General features: G+C 62.5%; 19 protein-coding genes and 1 pseudogene. 12 read left to right on the top strand and 8 right to left on the bottom strand.

The genetic code is table 11. The features are described 5' to 3' along the window. From L0G76_RS08115 to L0G76_RS08075, 9 genes are all read left to right on the top strand, one after another. On the top strand, positions 1-604 hold a 604-nt coding region (locus L0G76_RS08115), incomplete at its 5' end, for a hypothetical protein (protein ID WP_304356792.1). Between the two features lie 154 nt (positions 605-758). Further along, a complete protein-coding gene (locus tag L0G76_RS08110; protein WP_304356791.1) occupies positions 759-1334 on the top strand; it encodes a 1-acyl-sn-glycerol-3-phosphate acyltransferase in 576 nt (191 codons plus the stop codon). A 64-nt stretch (positions 1335-1398) separates the two neighbouring features. Further along, positions 1399-1812, top strand: coding sequence for a PH domain-containing protein (locus L0G76_RS08105; protein ID WP_304356790.1), 414 nt, complete (start codon positions 1399-1401; stop codon positions 1810-1812). Between the two features lie 24 nt (positions 1813-1836). Beyond that, positions 1837-2277 carry an alternative ribosome rescue aminoacyl-tRNA hydrolase ArfB gene (gene arfB / locus L0G76_RS08100; RefSeq protein WP_304356789.1) on the top strand — a complete coding sequence of 147 codons (441 nt, stop codon included), beginning with the start codon at positions 1837-1839 and terminating at the stop codon, positions 2275-2277. A gap of 51 nt (positions 2278-2328) precedes the next feature. Then, positions 2329-2832 (top strand): mycothiol transferase, encoded by a 504-nt coding sequence (locus L0G76_RS08095; RefSeq protein ID WP_114384690.1) that lies wholly within the window; start codon positions 2329-2331, stop codon positions 2830-2832. Between the two features lie 107 nt (positions 2833-2939). After that, positions 2940-4667 (top strand): carbon starvation CstA family protein, encoded by a 1728-nt coding sequence (locus tag L0G76_RS08090; RefSeq protein WP_304356788.1) that lies wholly within the window; start codon positions 2940-2942, stop codon positions 4665-4667. A 21-nt stretch (positions 4668-4688) separates the two neighbouring features. Continuing rightward, entirely contained in the window at positions 4689-4976 is a 288-nt protein-coding gene (locus tag L0G76_RS08085) for a cory-CC-star protein (protein ID WP_304356787.1), read from the top strand. Further along, positions 4967-5950, top strand: coding sequence for an ArsA family ATPase (locus L0G76_RS08080; RefSeq protein ID WP_304356786.1), 984 nt, complete (start codon positions 4967-4969; stop codon positions 5948-5950). Before L0G76_RS08085 ends, L0G76_RS08080 begins: the two co-directional genes overlap by 10 nt. Before the next feature lie 112 nt (positions 5951-6062). Then, positions 6063-7283 (top strand): N(5)-(carboxyethyl)ornithine synthase, encoded by a 1221-nt coding sequence (locus L0G76_RS08075; protein WP_304356785.1) that lies wholly within the window; start codon positions 6063-6065, stop codon positions 7281-7283. A gap of 81 nt (positions 7284-7364) precedes the next feature. Here the strand turns inward: L0G76_RS08075 and L0G76_RS08070 are convergent, their stop codons facing one another. Continuing rightward, positions 7365-8195: an alpha/beta fold hydrolase gene (locus tag L0G76_RS08070; protein ID WP_304356784.1), complete on the bottom strand. Its 831-nt coding sequence runs from the start codon at positions 8193-8195 to the stop codon at positions 7365-7367. Positions 8196-8218: 23 nt separating this feature from the next. Continuing rightward, positions 8219-9220 (bottom strand): helix-turn-helix transcriptional regulator, encoded by a 1002-nt coding sequence (locus L0G76_RS08065; RefSeq protein ID WP_304356783.1) that lies wholly within the window; start codon positions 9218-9220, stop codon positions 8219-8221. Between the two features lie 107 nt (positions 9221-9327). Here L0G76_RS08065 and L0G76_RS08060 point away from each other — a divergent pair, with 107 nt between their 5' ends. Continuing rightward, on the top strand, positions 9328-9699 hold the full coding sequence (locus L0G76_RS08060; RefSeq protein WP_304356782.1) for a VOC family protein: 372 nt from the start codon (positions 9328-9330) through the stop codon (positions 9697-9699). Positions 9700-9879: 180 nt separating this feature from the next. Next, positions 9880-10230, top strand: a pseudogene (locus L0G76_RS08055) (IS110 family transposase); the annotation flags it as partial. Positions 10231-10497: 267 nt separating this feature from the next. On the opposite strand, the gene L0G76_RS08050 reads toward L0G76_RS08055, so the two are convergent. Together L0G76_RS08050 and L0G76_RS08045 are read right to left on the bottom strand one after the other, a co-directional pair. Then, positions 10498-11682: an alpha/beta hydrolase fold domain-containing protein gene (locus tag L0G76_RS08050; protein WP_304356780.1), complete on the bottom strand. Its 1185-nt coding sequence runs from the start codon at positions 11680-11682 to the stop codon at positions 10498-10500. A gap of 572 nt (positions 11683-12254) precedes the next feature. Beyond that, positions 12255-12764, bottom strand: coding sequence for a hypothetical protein (locus tag L0G76_RS08045; protein WP_304356779.1), 510 nt, complete (start codon positions 12762-12764; stop codon positions 12255-12257). A gap of 554 nt (positions 12765-13318) precedes the next feature. Between L0G76_RS08045 and L0G76_RS08040 the strand changes: the two genes are divergently transcribed. Continuing rightward, a complete protein-coding gene (locus tag L0G76_RS08040) occupies positions 13319-14392 on the top strand; it encodes a hypothetical protein (RefSeq protein ID WP_304356778.1) in 1074 nt (357 codons plus the stop codon). A gap of 977 nt (positions 14393-15369) precedes the next feature. Here the strand turns inward: L0G76_RS08040 and L0G76_RS08035 are convergent. The 4 genes from L0G76_RS08035 to L0G76_RS08020 form a co-directional block, all read right to left on the bottom strand. Next, a complete protein-coding gene (locus tag L0G76_RS08035; RefSeq protein ID WP_304356777.1) occupies positions 15370-15684 on the bottom strand; it encodes a HigA family addiction module antitoxin in 315 nt (104 codons plus the stop codon). Then, positions 15659-15940 (bottom strand): type II toxin-antitoxin system RelE/ParE family toxin, encoded by a 282-nt coding sequence (locus tag L0G76_RS08030; protein ID WP_304356776.1) that lies wholly within the window; start codon positions 15938-15940, stop codon positions 15659-15661. The genes L0G76_RS08035 and L0G76_RS08030 overlap by 26 nt, the downstream gene beginning before the upstream one ends. A gap of 97 nt (positions 15941-16037) precedes the next feature. Then, on the bottom strand, positions 16038-16865 hold the full coding sequence (locus L0G76_RS08025; RefSeq protein WP_304356775.1) for a nucleotidyl transferase AbiEii/AbiGii toxin family protein: 828 nt from the start codon (positions 16863-16865) through the stop codon (positions 16038-16040). Next, positions 16862-17404, bottom strand: coding sequence for a type IV toxin-antitoxin system AbiEi family antitoxin domain-containing protein (locus L0G76_RS08020; RefSeq protein WP_304356774.1), 543 nt, complete (start codon positions 17402-17404; stop codon positions 16862-16864). The genes L0G76_RS08025 and L0G76_RS08020 overlap by 4 nt, the downstream gene beginning before the upstream one ends. Positions 17405-17735: the final 331 nt, after the last annotated feature.

Genomic DNA, 17735 nt, shown 5'->3' with positions numbered 1-17735 from the left:
ATTCCAACGCGGTATTCTCGTAACTATGCCGAGGCGCCTTCATACCCCAACCGTCCTGCACAACCTGGACCGGGGTCGCAGCGTCGCCTTGAAGACATCCTCACGCAAACTCGTGTTCGTTCTTTGTCTCGCGCTGGTGATCGGCGCGTTTCTCGCGGGACTCTTGGTCATCATCGTCAACCGCAGTTTGGAAGAGAATGTCAGTTGGATGCTCTTCGCCTTCAACCTGCGGATCTGGGCACTGGTCATCGGCATCCTCGGCTGCCTGGTTCTGGCGCCGGTTGCTGTAGCGTTTCGCCTCCGACGGTCAGAAGCCCTGCTGCTTTCGCACAAGGGTCTCGTCGAGTCCCATCGCGGGGTCGTTCTCCCCTCGACCTTCTTGGCATGGAACGAGATCGAACGGATCGACCTCGATACAGTCACCGCCAGACCCGGACCCAAATGCGTCATCTATCAACTGACGCCCGAATCAATCCAGCGCCGTGGCCGCAAGGGACTGTTCGCCGGTCGAATCGTTCTTCGCACCGGGTTCGAGTTGCGCCAGCGGCAGCTGTTCGAGCTTCTGTCCGCAGCCCACGCACGCTATTCGACGAATCGACAATGACTGCTCCGACGCCGACGGACGTCTCAGGCGTTGTCCGTCGTAGCGCCTCGGCGAGGGATGAGCAGCTTGACCCAACGCCTCGGGACAGGGAACTTACCGGACACGTGGGGCTTCCTGTCGAAGAACCTCGCGGTCGTCCTCTAACGTAGTGAGCATGCTTCGACGCCTTGCCGCCCGCGCGTTCTGGTCATTCGGTCCCTGGAAGTTGGTCACCCAGCCCGCGCCGAGTCGGCCCACCGTGCTCATTGGTGCCCCTCATACGTCCAACTGGGACTTCGCACTCATGCTCGCGATCGCCTGGAGCCAGCGCATCGAGGTGCACTGGCTGGGCAAGCACAGCCTCTTCAAAGGCTGGCGTGGACCGATCATGCGCGGGCTCGGCGGCATCCCTGTCGACCGCACTGATCCCAGGCGGATCGTCGCCGAGGTGATCGACCGAGTCCATGCCGGTGACGTCTTCGGCCTCGTCGTCACCCCCGACGGCACGCGAGGCGGTCACACCCATTGGAAGTCCGGGTTCTACCGGATCGCCCAGGAGACCGGTATGCCGGTTACGCTCGGATACGTCGATCGGACCACGATGACCACGGGGCTCGGACCGACCATCGACATCACCGGGGACGTCGTGGCAGACATGGATCGCATCCGTGCGTTCTACGCGGATAAGTCAGGTATCCGTCCCGAAAAGCAGGTCGAACCGCGGCTGCGCGAGGAATCCGAATCGGATTGAGGGGTCTCCGGGAGGCATCGCGCCGGGAGGGACAGCTCCGATTCCAAGACCGTAAACTGAGTTCATGCGCGCCTCGCCCGATCCTGCCTCCTCATTGCTTACAGCACTCAACCGTCAGCGGGAGGAACCTGCCCCTCTGAGCGCGTTCAAAGTCGTCATCGACCGATTTCTCGACGGCGACGAAATCGTCCATCTGGCACTGGAGGGAAATGGGTGGACGTGGGTCGATCCCCTGATGCTCGTCACCGATCGTCGAGTTCTCCTGCTGCGCTGCGGTATATTCGGCTTCTGGGGCAAGCGGGGTGAAATCGCTGCCAGTGACGTCTCGGGAGCGACGTTGAAGGTGGGCCTGTTCTTTGGCAGAATCACCGTCCGCTCTCATCGCGGCACGTTCCTCCGCATGAGGTACAACTGGGAAAGAATCGCACGGGACTTCGTCGACACCCTCAACCAGATGATCTCCGGCGACCACCGCTGATCAGCATGTGAGGAGACAAATTCCGTGGATGACCTCAGAGTCCCTGCCGGCCCCGGTATACCCATTGGCCTCGTAATCCCAGCAGGAGATCTCACAGAGCAGTTCTCGCGTTCATCCGGACCCGGCGGGCAGCATGTCAACACCTCAGACTCCCGAGTTCAGCTGAGCGTCGACCTCGGCGCGAGCACCGCGCTGACCGAGACGCAGCGTTCCCGAGTGCTCGAGCGGCTCTCAGCCAGGCTTGCCGGCACCGTGCTGACGGTCAGTTCCGAAGGTCAACGCTCACAGCTGAGGAACCGCAATGCCGCCAGACAGCGACTCGCCGAGCTCCTGCGAGAGGCACTCGCCCCACCCGTGGAGCGCCGAGCCACCAAACCATCGCGGAACTCCCGCCGCCGCAGAGTCCGGGCCGAGCGACGTCGTTCCGAGATCAAGCAGAACCGTCAACGACCACGGCTGGACTGACTCTCCACCGACCGAATGACAAGCGGGCTGGCGAAGAGCACAATGGGCCTTATGAACAGCATTGAGATCCTCACCGATTTGACCCACCGTCCCGTCGATGCAGCAAACAATCTGCCGGCGCTCTCCGCCGATCAGCTCAACGCCCACCCTGGCGGCCATCCCAATTCGATTGCCTGGCTGCTGTGGCACAGCGGACGTGAGGTCGATGTCCAGCTCTCCGACCTCACTGGTGACGCGCAGGTGTGGACGAAGTTCCGTGATCGCTTCGGGCTGGGAGAACCTGGCGATGCAGTCGGACTCGGGCACACGCCCGAGCAGGCGGCTGGCATCAAGGTCGATGATCAGCAGCTGCTCGTCGACTATGTCGAAGCCACGCTCAGTGCGCTGGGCCGCTACGTCAGCGAACTCTCGGAGACCGACCTCGGCGAAGTCATTGACGAGAACTGGACTCCCCCAGTCACTCGCGGCGTGCGACTGGCGTCGATCATCGACGACGCGGCCGTTCATGTCGGTCAGGCCGCCTACGCAGCAGGAGCCCTCAACCATTCACACTGAATACTGAGGAAGTTCAAACGAAACGCTGACGTTGGTATACTGGCGTCACAGCACCGGCTGAACTTCAATCCGTCTGCGCAATGACGCAATGACGAAAGGCACACTTGATGAGTCCCGTCCTCCTGATGGTGATCGGTCTCGCGATCCTGGCACTCGGATACCTTGTGTATTCCAAGTACCTCGCGAAACGCGTCTATCGCCTGAATGACGAATTCCGCACACCCTCTCACGAACTCTCAGACGGGGTCGACTACGTCCCCACGAACAAATTCATCCTCTGGGGCCACCACTTCACTTCGGTTGCAGGTGCCGCACCCATCGTCGGTCCGGCCGTCGCGCTGATCTGGGGCTGGGTGCCCGCGTTCCTCTGGGTCACACTCGGCACTGTCTTCTTCGCCGGTATGCACGACTTCGGTGCGCTATGGGCATCGGTTCGAAACAAGGGCCAGTCGATCGGTGCGCTGTCCGGCCGCTACATCGGCAAACGCGGCGCTGGCCTGTTCCTGATCGTGATCTTCATTCTGCTGCTCATGGTGATCGCAGCATTCGCCGTCGTCATCACCGGACTGCTCATCTCCACACCGTCCGCGGTCATTCCGACTTGGGGCGCGATCGGCGTCGCTCTGCTCGTCGGCGTGGCCGTATACCGTCTGCGCATGCCGTTGGTGGCGGTGACCATCGTCGGCGTCATCGCTCTCTACGGTCTCATCGTCCTCGGCGATGCTGTACCCGTCGTCCTGCCGGAGACCTTCCTCGGCATGACGCCGACCGTCTTCTGGATCCTGACGCTGTTCATCTACGGAGCGTTCGCGTCTCTGCTGCCGGTGTGGGTGCTTCTGCAGCCGCGCGACTACATCAACGGCGTGCAGCTGTTCATCGGCCTCATCCTCCTCTACGGGGCTGTGGTCGTCGGCATGTTCGTCGCCGACGGTGCCCACGACATCGTGACCCCGGCCATCAACATGAATGTTCCGGAGGGCACCCCCAGCATCGTGCCGCTGCTCTTCGTCACAATCGCCTGTGGCGCTATCTCAGGTTTCCACGGCATGGTCTCCTCGGGAACCAGCTCCAAACAGCTGGACAAGGAGACGGATTCCCGGTTCGTCGGTTACTTCGGTGCAGTTGGTGAGGGCCTCCTGGCGCTGGGAACGATCATCGCGATCTCCGCCGGACTTCGCACCGTTGCTGAGTGGCAAGAGCTTTACAGCAAGTTCGGTGAAGCCGGTGTGCAGTCATTCGTCCAGGGCGGCGGCATGCTCATGGAATCCGGTCTGGGCCTGCCTGCGTCATTGAGCACCACTGTGCTCGCCACGATGGCAGTGCTGTTTGCCGCAACCTCGCTCGACACCGGGTTCCGTCTGATGCGATTCGTCGTCCAAGAGATGGGTGAACGCGTCAACCTCAGGATCGGCAAGTACACGGCGACAGGAGTCGTCGTCGTGCTGGGCATGGGCCTCACATTCTCACAGGGGCTGGGAGGAGAAGGCGGTCTGCGCATCTGGCCGCTCTTCGGTACGACCAATCAGCTGATGGCATCGTTGACGTTGATGATCCTCGCGGTCATGCTCATCCGAAAGCGGCGCAATCCGTGGCCGGCGCTCATTCCGTTGGCCATCGTGTTCGTCATGTCGTTCTGGGCCGCGATCGACCAGCTCTTCAGCTTCGCGACCCCGGGAAGCGCGGACTGGCTGCTCTTCGCGATCGACTGCATCATCATCGTCAGCAGCGTGTTCGTAGCGATCGAAGGCATCAGAGCGATCATCCGAGCTCGATCGGACCCGCCGGAGCCCGAGGATGCCGACGAGAAGATCGAAGCCGTACGCGAAGAGGTCTGATCATTGCCCGATGAAAGCGGTATGAACGCGGCCCAGCGCTGGACGAAAGAGTTCGCCCAGCGCTGGGCCGCGTTCCGCGACGGCTTGGACGAGTTCTACAAGGGACCATACCGTCAGATGTTTGCCCGGGAGAAGCAGAGTGAGGACGACTTCTTCACCCTGATCGTTCTGGGCGAAGCACTAGGTGTACCGGATCCCGCCGCCTACTACACGGCGGAGTTCCTCCCCAGCCTCTACCAGGACTTCCATGCCTGGCATCGCCGCATGGGCATGCCCGACTCACCTCTGGACCACATCGCATGCTGTTGAACTCGGTCGACGGTCTTCGCGTCGTGTTCGTCGGCGGAAAGGGCGGCGTCGGCAAGACCACGGTAGCCTCGTCCCTGGCTGTCGCGCAGGCGCTCAAGGGACAGCGCGTCCTCGTCGTCTCCACGGATCCGGCGCACAACCTCGGGCATCTCTGGGACCGTGAGGTCGGCGATGCACCCGAGCGGCTGATTGCCTTCACTGACGATGATGCTTCCGGCGGGCTCGTCGATGGAATGGAGATCGATCCGAAGGCCACACTCGAACGCCACCTGGCGTCCGTCGAACGCATGATGAGGCGGATGTTGCCCGAACGCATGCGTCCCCATGCGCAGCGTCATCTCGCCCTGGCGCGGGAAGCTCCTGGCAGCTTCGAATCAGCGGTTCTCGAACGGGTCGCCGACGCAGTCGCACAGGGGATGGAGGAGTACGACCTCGTCGTCTTCGACACTGCTCCAACCGGCCACACGCTCAGGCTCCTCACCCTGCCTGCGCAGCTGACGACCTGGACCGAGTCGCTGCTGAAGAATCGTGATCGCTCAGAACGCTACTCCGCGGCAATGCGCAGCATCGCGGGCACGTCCGGCGCTGATCCCGCCGCCGAGGCTGACGCTGAGCTCCGTCGGACGCTCATTCGCCGCAGAGACCGCTTCGAGAATCTGCGAAAGGTCGTCACCGACCGTTCGCGCACCGGATTCCTCGTCGTATTCACTCCCGAGAGGATGCCGGTTGCGGAGACCTTGGAGCTGGCAGAATCTCTCAAGGCCATCAACGTACCGTTGGCGGCGCTCGTCGCCAATCGGCGTTCCCCCTCGGACGCGGGGCAACTGCTCAAGGATCGCCGTGACGCCGAGGACTCACAGGTTGAACGAGTGCGGCTGATGCTGCCCGACATCCCTCTGTCAGAGCTCCCACTGATGCCAGGAGAACTGGTTGGACGCCAGGCCCTCACAGACTTCGCACGACTGCTGTCCTGAATACGCTCACGCCTCGGCCGTGTCCTTGATTGCGCGGAAAGCCGGTTCCGGGATGGTTCAGCGTATAGTCGAAGCCGGAGCCGACTCTGGTTCCCCAACGATGGGAGGCCGGATGACCGGCACCGCTCAACCGACCACTGCTGACTCTAGCGCCTCGGCGTCCAGCGGGTTATCTGGCACCGACCTGCTCACCCTCGGTCTGCTCGCCGGCTCCTCAATGGAGAACGAGCGGCGACTCCCGATCCACCCTCATCACATCGACCGCATTGACCCAGATATCCGGGCCCGGATGATCGTCGAACGCGGCTATGCCGCGGACTTCCAATTGGAACCCGGTTATATCGAGTCTCGTGTCGGACGAGTCGCGGAGCGCTCCGAGGTGATCGAGTCCGCTGACGTGCTGCTCCTGCCGAAGCCGCAGGCGGCCGATGTGGAGGCGATTCCCGAAGGCCGCATTCTGTGGGGATGGCCGCATTGCGTACAGGATGCGGACATGACGCAGACTGCAATCGATCGTCGACTCACTCTTATCGCCTTCGAAGCGATGAACCATTGGACCCCGCAGGGCGATTTCAGCCTGCACGTGTTCCACCAGAACAACGAACTGGCTGGTTACTGCTCTGTCCAGCACGCCCTGAGCCTCAGCGGCTCGACCGGTGACTATGGTCCACGACTCAGTGCGGTCGTCATCGGGTTCGGCGCTACGGCGCGTGGTGCTGTGACCGCACTCAAGGCACAGGGAATCCACGATATCCAGGTACTCACACAGCGAGGAGTCGCGGCCGTCGGCTCGCCGATCCACAGTGCTCACATCACCCAGCTCAAAACCGGTGGGGGCCCAACCCATCTCAGCACGGTAGTGACGGCAGATGGCGACGTTCGGCTCCCGACCTTCCTCGCATCACACGACATCGTGCTCAACTGCACGCTCCAGGACGTCTCCGCTCCGATAACTTACCTGCGCACAGAGGATCTGGACGAGTTCGCCCCCGGCAGCCTGATCATCGACGTCTCGTGCGACGAGGGAATGGGCTTCGAATGGGCGAAGCCCACGGGATTCGATGATCCGGTGTTCACCGTCGGGCAGGGAGTCACCTACTACGCCGTCGATCATAGTCCGTCGTACCTGTGGAACTCAGCGACGTGGGAGATCAGCGAGGCGATCCTGCCGTTCCTCCGCACAGTCCTGGAAGGACCGGATGCTTGGTCACAGATTCCCACCATCTCTCGTGCGATCGAGATCGAGAACGGTGAGGTCAAGAATCCGAGCATCTTGAGTTTCCAGGGCCGGGAGTCTGACTATCCGCATCCGCGGATTGCCGAGGTGAGCTGAGTCCGCGCCGTCGGGTCACACGTTTGCTTCGATGAGGCCAACTCCGCTCGCCAGCCACTGGCCGGGTCAGAGCGCCCAGTTTCAGAGTGCGAGCATTGCCCTGGCGACTTCGCCGGTCGCGTCATCGGGCAGCAATGTCCCCATCCCGTCTTGGATCAGCAGATCTGCGCCGGGGATCGCTGCGGCGAGGGCTTCACCATTGCCGACAGGAAAGAAGGGGTCGACTCGACCGTGGACAACGAGAGTCGGTATTCGCAGTTTGCCCAAGCGTTCTCGCCAACGCGGTGAGCAATCGAGTCGAGAGAAGACAATGCCCAGCTGATTCGCTTCGTGGACGGCCGTCTCCTGGGTCGGGGTTCGGTCCCAGATCCGTCCGGCGAGTGCACGTGCTTGATCGGGATCGTTGCCGAGCAGCGTGGCCCCGTCGGCGGCATAGTCGGTGACAGCTCGACGGTCGACCCAGTCCGGCGGCGGGCGTGAGAACAGCCTCGACATGACGGTGTGATCGTGGTCTGGCAGGTCATCGTCAACTGGACCAGGTGCAACAGGTCGGGTGCTCATCAGCGTCAGCGCTGAGATCGACTGCGGGTGGTCGAGCGCGGCGAGTTGAGCGACCATGCCCCCGACCCCAATACCGCCGAGGTGGGCCGTCTGGGCACCGAGCGCTGAGACGAGGCCTGCCGCATCCTCGGCGAGATCGCGCAGGTCGTATGTCGGGTTCTCCGGGTCGCGGGTGGTCGATCCCCCGGAGTCACGCAGGTCATAGCGGACGACTCTCCGCCCGGCCGCTGCCAACCGTTCGCACAGTGAATCAGGCCACGACAGCATCGTGGTTCCTCCCACGAGCAACAGCAGGGGATCCTCATCGCGACCGAAACTCTCTACTCCGAGGTCGACTCCGTTCACTCTCATCGAGACCATATTGCACGATAGCATCACGGTCTGATTGTGTCTGCGCCGTCACCGGCTGCGTGAAGCATTCGCCTCGCAGCACATCGCACTCGGTTTCGAAGCTCGTTGGGGCTCTCGATCTCCACCTCGCAGTCCAGGGCTGCAATGATGGGTGGGAGCCAGTCGAGGTTCTCGGCATGGATCTCGGCCCGATGCCACGGCGAATCGCCTTTATCTGCTCGTTCCGTCCCGCGATCCCACTCTTCAAGACGGGCAACGCTGGCTGGCAGATGTGACCGGATGTGGCCCTCAGCCGCTTGGATGTGCAGCACGACCTGCCACCGATAGTCCGCCGCGGCGAAGAGGTCGATGAGGTGGCTCCTCATGTCAAACTGTTCCGAGTGCGTGAAAGTTCCGGGTATCGCTCGAACCGTCCGAATGCGGTCGACTCGGAACGTCCGCTCCTCGTGTCTCTCGGCGTCGAACGCAACGAGGTACCACCTGTCCGAATGTGCGGCCAGGCCATAAGGATGGATAGTGCGACGCGACGGGACGTCTCTGCCGTTGAGATAGCGAAGGTCGAGAACGTGGTGACTGCTCACCGCCTCGGCCAGGCTCAACATCACGGCGGGATCGACGCCATCGCTTGTGGGGCCAGACGTACTCGTCATCGCTGCCAGCACAGCATCAATCCGCTTCACCTCAGCCGACGGCATCGCTCGCCTGATCTTAGACAGGGCCGTCTGCGCTGCAATCTCCGGCTCGCGGGAGGCTGCCTGTGCACGGGAAAGCCCGAGAAATACCGCGATGACTTCCTCAGCGCTGAATATGATCGGGAGGACGCGCTGGCCCGGAGCTAGACGATAGCCGCCGTAGCGTCCCCGCAGGGCTTCGACAGGCACACCCAGATCGCTCAGCCGCGCCACATCTCGTCGCACGGTGCGCTCATCGACGCCGAGGCGCTCGGACAGCTCGGTGACAGTGCGCAGCTGTGCGGACTGCAGCATCTCGAGCAGCTGCAGTGCTCGCGCGGTTGTATCGGCCATGGCACCCATCATCTCTCAGATACCGGGCGGTTTTCGCCCGGTATTGCCAGTAGCGTGACGGTCGAGCCCAGATTCCTGGGCCGCGGTCACAACCCAAGGAGACAGAAATGCAACTGGCAGCCACCCGCATCTTCACCGACGACGTCGATGAGCTCGTCGCGTTCTACGAAGCAGTCACGGGACTCACCGCCGCACGACTCCACCCGATGTTCGCTGAGCTCCGCACGCCATCCGGCACACTTGCCATCGCCAGCACGGCGACGGTGCCCCTACTTGGCGAGAATGCCGCCGAGGCTCGAACGAATCGCAGCGTGGCCCTGGACTTCCTCGTCGACGATGTCGATGCCACCTACAGAACGCTTCACGATGTGGTCGAAGTATTCGTCAATGAGCCGACAGACATGCCGTGGGGGAACCGTTCGCTTCTCGTCAGGGATCCGGACGGCAACCTGATCAACTTCTTCAGGCCGACCAGCTAGGCGGCCCAGATCTCGCACGTGTCATGATGTCACGTGAGCTTGGACCGCTCGCTAGACGGTATGCAGTGACCCCACCGTTTTGGTCAGGGGTTGCGGGCCGGGGCCCACCTCACAAAGAATCGTGGGTTACCGGACACGAAGCCCCGTGCCCGGCCTATCCAACATTTGTGGGAGGCCCCGGTGTTTACCGAGCGTACAAGCATAGGACTCGACGTGCACGCCCGTAGCGTGGTCGCAGCAGCACTCGACACGCACACAGGCGAACTCGTCCAACGCAAACTCACCCCCGACTTCACCGACATCACCACGTTCATCCACCGTCAGCACGGGCCAGCCTCAGTCGTGTACGGGGCCGGGCCCACAGGGTTCGGTCTGGCACGTCACCTCACGGACGCCGGGATCCGATGCGTAGCCGCCCCGTCGAAACTCCAACGTTCAGCTGGTGACCGCGTCAAGACCGATAAGGACGATGCCCCGCATTTAGCGAAACTATTGCGTCTGGACGAGGTGACGCCGGTGACTGTTCCGAGCCTGGTCTAAGGAAACGCGAAGCGGGCTTCCTGTACCGACACCTCTGCATGGGGCCCGCCGAGCACCTGTCGAACAGGTCAGACATCCCCTGACGAATTCGGTGACGTCGGGCCTTCGACGCATCTGTCGAGTGCGCGTAGGCATGCAAGCGGGTCTGCGCGTCCTGGTTGAAAATGCACACCGGCGGTCTCGCCTACCCTGCTCTGTGTTGGTCCGCCAGCAGCAACGCTCGATCGACGAGGTGCTTGCCGAGCCTTTGCCTCGTGGTTATCGAAGTCGTTCGGACAAGTACGCCTCTGCGATGCTGAGGTGTGCCTGGCTGCCGATGGAGTTCTTCGCTGTCTGCGTGTAGGCGTGGTTCGCGAGCGGAATCTGCACCGTCTGGACGTCGGCTCCGCGGTTTCGGGCCGCGTCGGCCCATGCGAGCTGGTCAGCGGGCGTGATGACGTCATCACGCATTGCGGTCATCATCAGCGTCGGCGGGGCGGAAGCAGTGAGGTGCGTGGCGGAATTCGCTGTGGCGTAACGTTTCGGGAATTCCTCGGGGGTGCCGCCCGTGTAACTGGTCGCGAAGATGCGGGTGCCCGTGCCTGCGCCCGGGCCTGCAGGGGCACTCTCGTAGAGGCCAGTCACGTCGAACGCGGGGTAGTCGGCGACAATTGCAGCCGGGGCGGGAACTTTCCCACCGCACGACGATTCGGCTGTGCCCTCCGCCGCGGCGCCGGCGGTGTTGGCAACCATGTTGCTGCCGGAACTCTCACCCCAGAACGCGAAACGCTCCATATCTGCACCGAGCGTGCCGGCGTGGGACTGAATCCAGGCCGCCGCGCACGCAACTTGAGAGGGCGCCTTCTGCCAGGTCGCGTTTTCCTTGGTGGCAAGTTCGTACTCGACCGACACGACCACGTAGCCGTGGTCCGCGAGTGTGCGAAGTTCTGAGCTCGTTGCGTTCGGTTCGCCCGCGATCCAGCCGCCACCGTGGACGAACATGATTGTCGGTGCCGGGCCTTTCGCATCCGCCGGCTCGTAGATCGACAGGGAGAGGTCATCCCCCGAGCTGGTCTTCTCGTACACTTCCTGGCGGTCGGGCGTCGCCGCGTCCATGGCGGACAGCCCGAACGTCGCAGTAAACAGGTTGACCGAGCCCCCGGCCGAGGTGATGGCGCCGACGAGAACTATGACCACCGCAATGTTCGCGACTGCGCCGATCCCGCCGAGCACGCTCGTGACTGCACCGGTGCGCCGACGCCCCCTGCACACAGCGATGATTCCGACGAGGAGCACGATCACTCCAGCCAGAGCCGCTATCGGCGCCACAGTGGGCGCCAACCGGGCCGCACCCGTGCTGAGGGACCCAAGCCCGGGAACGAGCGATGCGAGTCCGAAGATCGCGGCGATCACGCCCACCATGAGCGCGAGGACGAGGACCACTGCCCGGAACACCTTCGCCACGCCCCCTCTTTCCGAGTGCTGTGACGAACTCTTGCTATCGGTCATCTTCAGTCCTCAACTTTCGATCTTCCAGGTTGACTCTCCACCTACATCAGATCTCATCGTTGCGATCACATGCTGACATCAGCGGTCACTCTAGCGCATGGGCATGGTTCGCATACGACAGACAACCGAGGAGAACGATTCCGAGATCCTCGACGTTGTCTCTGGCCCGCTGGCCAGTCATGCGGAAGTGCGCTGTGGACGGAGCACCTATCAGGCATGACGCTGGCGCGTGAGCGTCTCAGCCACGACGAACCGAACAATTCACGTCTCGGCGGATTGGATGGGCCCGCGAATGCCGGTTGGCCAGCAGTTATGCGATCCCTTCACAGACTGGCAGGCGGGCGTCAGCCAGAGGCGTCCGCCGACATGTCCACCACACCGGGGCACCGCCGTCGGCGGGGTCGTCATCTCTCGCGGCCCATCGTTGCGCTACCCGCTCGTCAAACACCTCAAGCTCGAAGAAGTGCCGTTCCTGAAACTCGGGCTTCGCAGGCCGGATGTCGTAGCGGTCGACGATTTCGACATCTTCAACACCTCCTTCTGTCCAGGTGAAACAGATCCGCCGCATCGAGCCGATCACTCGCGTCGGAAGCAATCCTCGACAACGTCTGTCGCGGGGAATCGCCCACGACGAGGACGTCGATGTCGTTCGGGAAAGCGCCGCTCTCCCCCAACCTACGCGCGGCCCAGGATCCATAGATCAGCACGAGTTCCACGCCGTCGACGTCCGTGAAGAGCTCCCGAAGCGCTGGGACCGGTCCGTAGGTCGCGGAGATCAGATCTCGCATGATCGAGAACAGCGGGTGATCGGTGTTCGCGCGCGCCAGCCGGTTGCGCCCCTCCAGACGGTCGCGAAGGACGTCGCTGTCAACGAGTCTGCCAACCTCACGGTGCACCACCGGTCCGCTGACGCCGGTTCGTCGACCAGCCTCGGCGAGCAAGAGCTCCACATGTGGGTGCCCGAGGGTTTCGGCGAGTATCGCCCCGACCGCGTCGGAGCGCCCGAACGGCGTCAGCTGCCGAGGGAGACTCTTCATGAAACAGAACGATATCTTCCGGTTACAGGAACGGTCAGGGGGCGGGTCCCACACGTCAACTCGGAACTCAACCGCTTTCCGCGGCCGAATAGACTCTCAGCTGGGCAATCATGCTCGACAAGTTGCGGTCACAACCCGCAGCGCGCGTAGTGCACCCGTCAGCGAATCATAGAACCCTATGTCCCCATGCCTGACTCGCAAGAAACCGTAGCCTACGCCGCGAGGTCGTCCGAACACGTCGAACGGTCCGGCGACATCGGTGATGCCACCGAAGTGGATCGAAACGCCGCCCTCGCGTGGGCTCATCGGCGACCGAACCGATCTTCGATGCCCGATCAGGGCCGGAGGCTTGGTCAACCCACTCCGTTTCCGAGTATTGGCATACTCCTGCCCGAAACGAATCGCGGGGACATATACCATGTGGACATCGATGACCATCCGGATTGCTCCGCCGTGAAAGGAGACTGCAGCGTATGCCCCCGGATTCTGACGAAACCGCGCAAAGTCCGACCCTCGACGAGTCTGTCGAGCCGAATCCGAGAAAGCTGTTCGACATGAGGGAACGCTTCGCTCCGATCACCAACTTGCTTGGTGTCGGCGACCCCGATGTGCAGAAGATCGGCGACCGATGGTGGATGTTCTTCGGCGGTTTCCACACCGGCTGCAAGAACAATCTGTTCAGTGCGAGCCTGCCCGCAGGTGCACCTCTGAACAGCGACCCATGGACGATAACAGCTCAGATGAACAAACCCCGACGTGCAGCGTCCTTGGTGGCTCAGCCCCGGAGAGGAAGCTGGGATGCCACCGGTCTCCACACACCAAGCTACGCTGTCGGGGCCGGGATGGATGCCTCCGGACAATTCTATGCTTGCGAGCGAATATACCACGCGGGACGAAACTCGCAGAGCATCATCGACAACAGCAAACCGATTTCTATCGGCGTCCTCGAAAAGACTCCACGGGGCTGGGCACGGTACCCGCGGCCGGTTCTCGTCGGCACCTCCGATTTTGCGAGCGTGCTCGAGCCGAAGGTGCGTTATCTCGAAGGCAAGTGGCGCATGTGGTACGCCGCCACACCCCGAGTGGCCGGAAAGAAGACGCCTCCGATCTACCAGATCCGTTACGTCGAAAGCGAGGACGGTATAACGAGCTGGAGCCAGCCCCAGGTGCTGTTCTCCACGGACGAGGGATACTTCGATGCTGTCGTGAACCCGAGTACCGATGGATACGAGATGGTGACCTGCCGCAGCGGCAACCTCTCCGGCGCATCCGCCTTCCCAGTCCAGGGCTTGTGGTGGCTCTCATCGCAGGCTCCGTCAGGCAACCGGAAAGATTGGTCTCACGACCCCCTCCCGATCCTCGAGGTCGATTCCGCTGCCGCGGACTGGTACGCCAACGGCGTTCTGGGCCCCTCGGCCCAATACGGCGACACCGACGAAGACCGCAACACGATGTACGTCTTCTTTACCGGAGTCAGCCGTGAGACCAATTGGCTGCGGGCGGCAAGGAAGGCATTCGCCAGGGGGTCCAGACCCCCATTCCCCGCACCGTTCTACCTCAGCATCGCAAGGGCGCAGTTTCGCCGGGTACGACATGATGCTGGCCATGCCACCGAGCGTGCGGGGTGATGACGATCGCTGGGCTGATGCGGGCGCGGCAGCCAGATCGCGTCCGGCACGCGAACGGCATCACCGTTCCTGGACCTGAGGGATCGGAAGCTATACGTTAAACCTGAACTCCACCGCGTGCCCACATACAGGGCAGTCTGCGCGTGCGATCACGACGAGTCGGTGAAGTACACCTAGAACCCATCAATATGGCGGGTGATGTCGCTCTAAAAAATCGATGACTGGAGGCCAAACGGCCTCTGGATCGCTTATCGGCGCAGCGTGGCCCATTGCTGCCAGTTCCAGATAGCACCCACGCGGCAGAGCTTCGGCTACTTCTCGTGCCCGCGCGGCGAAGGTGTCGGTGTCTAACTCGAACCCCATCACCAGACAAGGAACCCGAACGCCAGACAGAGCAGAAAGACGATCCTGGTACGTCTCGATGAAAGACGCTGCCTGCCGCCGCAGTTCGAAGTCGGCTCTGCCGGACCACCCGATTTGCGGGGACATCAGGCTTCGGATGAACTCGTCGTCCGACAACCGTTCGGCGGGAAACGCAGTCAGAAACCTGAGCGCCGCTCGGAGGCTGTCAGTTCCGTCTTCGGCGAGGTGGTCCCACGACTGCTGCAGCAGCTTGTCGATCTCGTTCTGTCGGCCGTACGTAGCGAGCAGGGCTGCGGCCTGTACCCGGTCACCGGTTTCGAGTGCGACTTCTTGGGCGATCGCAGCCCCCTTGCGACCACCCCACTAGCGACACCGGCTCGCTCCGCCTATCAACGAACTCCGATACGCAAGCGACTACGCTTCTCTAGTCGAAAGCGCTCGGGCGATGCTCGAACGTAGTCACCTGATGCCCCAGTGATACGAGTTCACCGCAAACCCCGGTAGCCCATTCCGCTGGGTCAGCGAGAGGGTTGCTCAGGAAGATCACCTCGGGTCCACTTCCCCAACTGTGAGCGATCCCTAACTCGTCCCTGGCGTGTTTGACCATCCGTCGCTCACGCAGTCTGCAGTGGCGCAATCGCAGAAATCTGCTCCCCAACTCGGTCCTCAGCGAGCTCCAGCTCGTAGTGAGTCTGCAGGTTCAGCCAGAACTGCGGGTCGATCCCGAAATAGCGACCCAAGCGCAGTGCGGTGTCAGCGGTGATCGCTCGCTTGCCGTGCACGATCTCGTTGATGCGCCGTGGCGGAACACCAATCGACACAGCGAGCTTGTTCTGGGTGATCCCAAATCCGTCAATGAAGTCCTCCATCAGGACTTCACCCGGGTGGATGGGATCCCACTTCTCAGTGGTAGTCGACGAGTTCGACATCTTCAGCACCTCCTTCTGTCCAGGTGAAACAAATCCGCCATTGATCGTTCACGCGGACACTGTGCTGGCCCGCGCGGTCGCCCTTCAGCCGCTCGAGTCGGTTCCCCGGTGGCACACGCAACGAGTCGAGGAACCTGGCCGCGTGAATCTGAGCCAGCTTGCGGATGGCGACCTTCTGGACACGGGGATCGATCGACGGTATCTTGTCCCGATGCCACAACCGCTCGGTCGCCTTGTCGGCGAAGGATCTGATCACAAGACCAGACTGACAGACTTAACGCGTCGCGTCAATAACGTCACACGTTAAACCGGAACTCCACCACGTCGCCGCACGGAGAACCATCTGCCGTCACTCACATACTCGACGCGAGGCGCTGCACGAAGTCGTTGACCCACACGATGGCGTCCTCAACCCCCGGCAGTACGTCGAGACCCTCAGTGGCCGCCATGTAGAGGGTGTCCCAGTGCTCACCCGTGACGATGGACGGGGGCCACACCTGCTGTCGCCGATAGCCGAAGAGTCGAACGCAGGTTGCCGCGACCGACCTGAGGTCAAGATCCTCACCACTGTCGAGAAGCTGGAGGTCGACGAGGTCGCGGGCTCGCTCACTGCCCTCGCCGGATATGGCGTGAAGCTTCTGAGCTATCTGGTGATCGACTCGCATCACCGGCACAGGCCCCGGCTTTTCGAGACCCACCTCAGTGAAGAGAGTTCCCAGAGAACCGGCGAGATGCGATTCGGGCTCATCGGCATCGCCGATCTCGTTGTGGCCGAGTTCGAACGGCACCGTGCACCACGACCGACCGCGATAGTCGAGCTTGATCTCGAAGGGCTGCATGACATATGCCGTCGGCACCGCCGGCGGACGCGGCGCTGTCTTCTCGATCAACCTGCCAGTGAATCCGGCCCAGCCTTGCGACAGCGCTTCCTCCAAGTCCCTGCGGAATCGGTCGAGCGACTGGACTCGGGCAGCATCGAGGTCCCGAGTGAATCGCGAGCCCCGGCCGTAGCGCAGCGCCATCGCACTGCCACCTTTGACCGCTCCCCCGGGAAGCATCTGGCCCACGACGACCAGTGCCATGCTGACCCTGCGACGCAGGGCGAGCCCGTCGCTGCCCTCAAGGTTGCGGATGCGCTGCTCCAAGGAGCGCACACTCGCCGGTGCACCGGAGTAGCTCACGACTGAAGCTCCTTCATCACTCGCTGCCATTCAGCTGTGGCGAGCAGCCCATCAGCTCGTGCCTGCTCGGCAGCCGCGCGGAGACGTTCGTCCTCGATTCGCCCACGACACTCGAGCAGTGCATCAGCAACCGTCTGGGACTCGAGGCCCTCGTAGAGAGTGGTCCGCACATCGTGTTTCGACTGCACCAACTCGATGAAGGCCGGCAGCTTCGGTCGCGCTCGCCTGCGGACGGCCACCTTGATCCGGCGAGGGTTTACGTCGGCGAGCCCGAACACGGCCAGCACCGACTCTCCATGGAGATACGCCCCTTCCCCGACTCTAAGTAGCGCCTCAGCGAACTGGTCATATCGGGTGGGTTGCACATCCGGAACTCGGTACAGCCCGTAGGCGACATTCTCCAGACCGCCTCGAGCCGCGAGCTTCGGGAGTTCAACTGCAGGAACCCCCGCATCGACTGCGTCCTTCGTGCTGACGTACCCGTAGTGGTCGAGCGCGATCTCTCGAACGATGTCCCGGTTCTTCATCTCGGCCCTCATGTCACAACTATACCGCAAACGGTAGTGTTGTGACATGAGGGCCGAGGTTCAAACACCGAGACAGTCCAACGAGTTGCCAGCGGGGTTCACTCGCTCAGCCCCCGGTGACGCGACGACCGAATGAGCTCTGGAACCGGACCACGACTACACGTTGAAGCGGAACTCCACCACGTTCGGTAGCCGAATAACCTTTGACGTAGATTGACTCCACGAGTGCTGCCCCCGCCCTGCTGGGCGAGGACCTGACCGTGGGGTCCTACACGACCCCGGCGGTCGCGCGCCTGCCGGCCGCGCGGTGGGCAATCGCGGCGGCGCCGGCCGGTGCCAGCGG

Source organism: Brevibacterium picturae, from assembly GCF_030453725.1.
In the GTDB taxonomy this organism is placed as follows: domain Bacteria; phylum Actinomycetota; class Actinomycetes; order Actinomycetales; family Brevibacteriaceae; genus Brevibacterium; species Brevibacterium sandarakinum_A.
Note: the sequence above shows the minus strand (reverse complement) of the source record. Positions and strands in the feature narration are given on the sequence as shown.